Origin of the sequence: Shewanella sp. MBTL60-007, assembly GCF_019654915.1 — a bacterium.
Lineage (GTDB): Bacteria > Pseudomonadota > Gammaproteobacteria > Enterobacterales > Shewanellaceae > Shewanella.
In genome coordinates, this window is record NZ_BPET01000114.1 from 1 (window position 1) to 4378 (window position 4378).

Here is a 4378-nt window from a genome sequence, read left to right on the forward strand (position 1 = left end):
GCTCAGAAACAAGGTTGGGACAAGCACTTCCAGGCTAACACAGTCAGAAATCGAAACGTACTCTCAACAGTTCGCTTAGGCATGGAAGTTTTGCGGCATTCTGGCTACACAATAACAAGGGAAGACTTACTCGTGGCTGCAACCCTACTAGCTCAAAATTTATTCACACATGGTTACGCTTTGGGGAAATTATGAGGGGATCTCTCAGGGCTAAGCCCTTAACAGCATTATCAATCTGTCTTGTATAAGGCTGTAACTGATGATACACCGTCAGTTCTTTTTTTAGCTCTGTCACCATAACGCTTTTTGCACCGGCTCGAAGCTGGCTTAAGGAGAGCCCATCTTTGTCATCGATAATAGTATTTAGAAATCCGTGTAGTTCAGATGAAACATGAATACGAAGCTTATTATTTAACGCCTTCTTGACCTGTTGGATAACACGACTGATAAGCTTTTGTAAGACAGTATATTTAGGGATGGCAATTCTATGCGTTGCTAGATATTCAGCGGCTGCATCGAATAGATAACGAGGCTCAAGCCAAGCTTTGCCGACCATAACAAGATGTTCGTACAGCGGCGCAAAGTGCAGACTTTCGTCCCATTTCTGATAGTTTAATAACCTCAGTATTCTTTGATATATACGGTCACGCTGCATCTTATTAATGCTGAAAGGCCTGATCCCTTTGCCTCCTTGAACTTGCGTTGAAATAAACTGCATATCGTCAAAGATGAGGTTAAAGCTAGGTGAAAGAATCACAGGCTTAGACTTAAAATACCCTAATAACGCAATGAAATAGCATCGGTGGTTCCTTAGGCGAATACTTTTCAACTCTGTTAACTCGATCTCGTTTGGCGTAAAATACAATCGTTGTTGTTCAAGTGATAATAGCGGCGGAGAATATAGATCAAGCTGCTCAGCTTTGGTAAGAATTGATAGTTCGTTTTTAATTAAATTAAGTTTAAGGGGTTGTTAACCTCATAATTTGCCATACTTTGGAGAAGTAACCCACCTTTGTATGCCTTTAAATATGGTGAGTATGGCGATTTATGTTACTTTAGAGGGGAAAATCCCTAGAACCCCTATCTGGAACGGCAAGGCCTGCTGGAACGGGATGTCGAAAACAGCTATCTGGCCTCGGATGCGGTGGATGACGACCCGATGACACCCCTGCTGGGGCACTCGATCACTTACCGTATCGCTGTCGGTTCACAGGCGGGGCGAAAGGTGTTCACTTTGCAAACTCTGCCGACCAGTGGTGATCCGTTCGGTGACGGGATTGGCAAGGTAGCCGGGTCCAGCCTGCACGCCGGCGTGGCGGCCAGGGCCGATGAACGCAAGAAGCTCGAACGGCTGTGCCGGTACATCAGCCGCCCGGCGGTATCCGAGAAGCGGCTGTCGTTAACACGAGGCGGCAACGTGCGCTACCAGCTCAAGACGCCGTACCGGGACGGCACCACGCACGTCATTTTCGAACCATTGGATTTCATTGCAAGGCTGGCCGCCCTGGTACCGAAGCCCAGAGTCAACCTAACCCGCTTCCACGGGGTGTTCGCACCCAACAGTCGGCACCGGGCGTTGGTCACGCCGGCAAAACGGGGCAGGGGCAACAAGGTCAGGGTGGCTGATGAACCGGCAACACCAGCACAACGGCGAGCGTCGATGACATGGGCGCAACGGCTCAAGCGTGTTTTCAATATCGACATCGAGACCTGCAGCGGCTGCGGCGGCGCCATGAAAGTCATCGCCTGCATTGAAGACCCTATAGTGATCAAGCAGATCCTTGATCACCTGAAGCACAAAGCCGAAACCAGCGGGACCAGGGCGTTACCCGAAAGCCGGGCGCCACCGGCTGAGCTGCTCCTGGGTCTGTTTGACTGACGAGCCTGAAGGCCAACGATACCAATCAAAATGCTGCGTTCACAGCGCCGCGGCAGGGATCCGCCGTGCTGGTTGTCGGAAAAGGAGCCGCTAGTGGGAAAGAGGAGGGTAAATTTTCAGCGTTGCTGGCTCCCCGTCAGCCGGATTGGGTTGCATCGCAGGGGTGTCGAAAGAGTCAACTGCGGTCCAAAGCTGTTGGACTTGGGTGAAAAGGGCGTTTATTCTTCCTATACGTTGACCCGATTAAGGTGTCAGCCCCTACTAAAAAAAATCTACTCAACACCTAACTGTAATTTTGCAGAACTAAGATGAATTTCATCTTGTGTTTCTAAAGCAAAATATCCATAAGCTAGAGGTGCGGCAGCAGCTCGTTCAACTGCTTGTTCAAACAGTTTATCCCATACTTCTCCACCTTGTTTTTCGTATGCCGCAATTAAATTTTTCAGACTTTCTTCACCGAAACAGTAACGTGACCTGAAAAATCTTGTGCTATATCGCTGACTTGTGCAGTTGACCAATCAATAATTCCACAAACTTCTCCATTATGATGAGTAAGTGTATGACCTGCATACAAATCACCGTGAATGAATTTTGTAAAATTCGGCCATAAGGCATCATTATCCAGCCATTTTTGGTACCGAAGTTCTAATTCGGCATTTATCCCTAATTCAGATTTCACCAAAATCAATCTTTCAGAAATCTCATTTCTAACCTGTTCAGGTGTCAAAATTTTTAGATTATTACGAAGTACTTCTTCCGTAGGAATTGAATGAAGTTCTATAAGTGCTTTCGCTAATGATGGTATATAAAGGTCGTTTTCTTTAGACATATTCCAGGTTACTTCATAAGTCTCCGCATCATAAGTAAGTGCAGGTTTTCCATCGAGCAAAGGATAGGCTACCAGTTTTTCATTAGCTATACGCCAATCAGGAACTTGAACCGAAAGGTATTTCGACACCAATTGAAGAATGCGTTTCTCATTCGCAATCTGTTCGCCTAAGGTTGTTCTTCTTGGAATACGCAACAACCACTTTGTGCCATCCCTATCTGTAGCGAAACCAACCTTAAAATCAATTCCCATTTCATTAAAACTCATTTCATCCGAAAGAATTAACCCATTTCTTTCCGCTAATTTTTGAATATCTCTATTTTTCATTTTTTTAAATATTTTTGATTTTACCTAATTGCATTAAGTTGCGAGTGCTAAACGAAAGAATACCCACAAGGATTGCCAAACAACCGCTTATGATAAACGTAATGTTTACACCAATAACTTCTGCAATCAGGCCTGTGAATAATAAACCGATTACACTTGGCAAAACTGCCAAACTATAATAAAGTGAAAATACACGTCCTAATTTTTCAGGACTTACCTCTGTTTGTACAATTGCTGTAAAACAGCCATTGAAAACAGACAGGCTGATACCGCCAATGGCTGTTACCATCACAAATCCTACAAACCAACTTGCAGGTAATACACCACTCAAAATAAATGTAAGTCCCAATAATACATACATAACATTGACTGCGACTACTTTTGAGCCTTTCAATTTGAAAATACTCAGGATGACACCGCCAATAAGCATACCTCCGCCCCAAACCACTTCTACAATTCCTATCTCCCATTTTCCTCCTGCAAAATGCCCTGTTGTGAGCAACGGAAACATAATGGCAGCTGGCATTATAACAAAGGTTATCGCCATTGCATAAAGAAAAAGATAACGCAAACCTTTGTTTTTTGAAACAGTCTGAAACCCTTCCGAAAATTCTGTAGCAATAGAATGTGCAGACGATTTTGACTTCGCAACCACATTGGGAATTTTCACCATCACGAGTGAAAGAATAGCCAGCAATGCTCCAATCAAATCCAAGTACAATACTTTTGAAATAGGAAGATAAGCAATGGCTAATGTGCCAATGGCAGGACCACCAATCCTGCAAACCGAATGTAACACCTGATTAATTCCTGCTACCTTTATCAATTCATTTTGGGGTACAATCAGCGGAGCAATTGCCTGTAGTGCCGGAGCGTGAAAAGCATTACCAACAGAGCGTAAACCCAATAAAATGTATATCCATATAAGATTAACATTTTCATTTTGTAAAATGACGAGTAACAAAAGGGCACAGAGAGCTATAAAAGCATCCGAAAAAATCATTACATATTTACGATTGAGACGGTCAACATATACACCTGCTATTAAGCCTATCAATGCTTGAGGCAACATAGCTGCTATTCCTGCGTAGGCTAAAACTTCGGCTGACTTGTACTCCAGACTAAGCCATATAACAATAGCAAACTGAACAGCATAACTTGTAAGCATTGAAGCAAACTGTCCAGCCCATATAAACATATAGGTCTTAAACCATTTACGGTTTTCCATAAAAACTTGATTAAATTATACAACAAAATAATTGTAGCATAATACTAATAGAGTACTATACCATAAAAGTGGGTTTTGAAGAGAATTACCCTAATAATTATTTAATCCAAGGCTT

1 protein-coding gene and 4 pseudogenes are annotated in these 4378 nt (G+C 43.4%); 2 read left to right on the top strand and 3 right to left on the bottom strand.

Annotation, left to right across the window (positions count from 1 at the left end):
* A pseudogene (locus K5Q92_RS23330) lies at nt 1-195 on the top strand (IS4 family transposase); the annotation flags it as partial.
* A 10-nt stretch (nt 196-205) separates the two neighbouring features.
* Here the strand turns inward: K5Q92_RS23330 and K5Q92_RS23335 are convergent.
* Nucleotides 206-949, bottom strand: a pseudogene (locus tag K5Q92_RS23335) (DUF4158 domain-containing protein); the annotation flags it as partial.
* Between the two features lie 132 nt (nt 950-1081).
* Between K5Q92_RS23335 and K5Q92_RS23340 the strand changes: the two are divergent.
* Nucleotides 1082-1879 (top strand): annotated as a pseudogene (locus K5Q92_RS23340) (IS91-like element ISVsa3 family transposase); the annotation flags it as partial.
* Nucleotides 1880-2151: 272 nt separating this feature from the next.
* Here the strand turns inward: K5Q92_RS23340 and mph are convergent.
* Both mph and mef(C) read right to left on the bottom strand, forming a co-directional pair.
* A pseudogene (mph, locus tag K5Q92_RS23345) lies at nt 2152-3035 on the bottom strand (Mph(E)/Mph(G) family macrolide 2'-phosphotransferase).
* A gap of 4 nt (nt 3036-3039) precedes the next feature.
* Nucleotides 3040-4263 carry a macrolide efflux MFS transporter Mef(C) gene (mef(C), locus tag K5Q92_RS23350; RefSeq protein WP_014386804.1) on the bottom strand — a complete coding sequence of 408 codons (1224 nt, stop codon included), beginning with the start codon at nt 4261-4263 and terminating at the stop codon, nt 3040-3042.
* Nucleotides 4264-4378 lie beyond the last annotated feature (115 nt).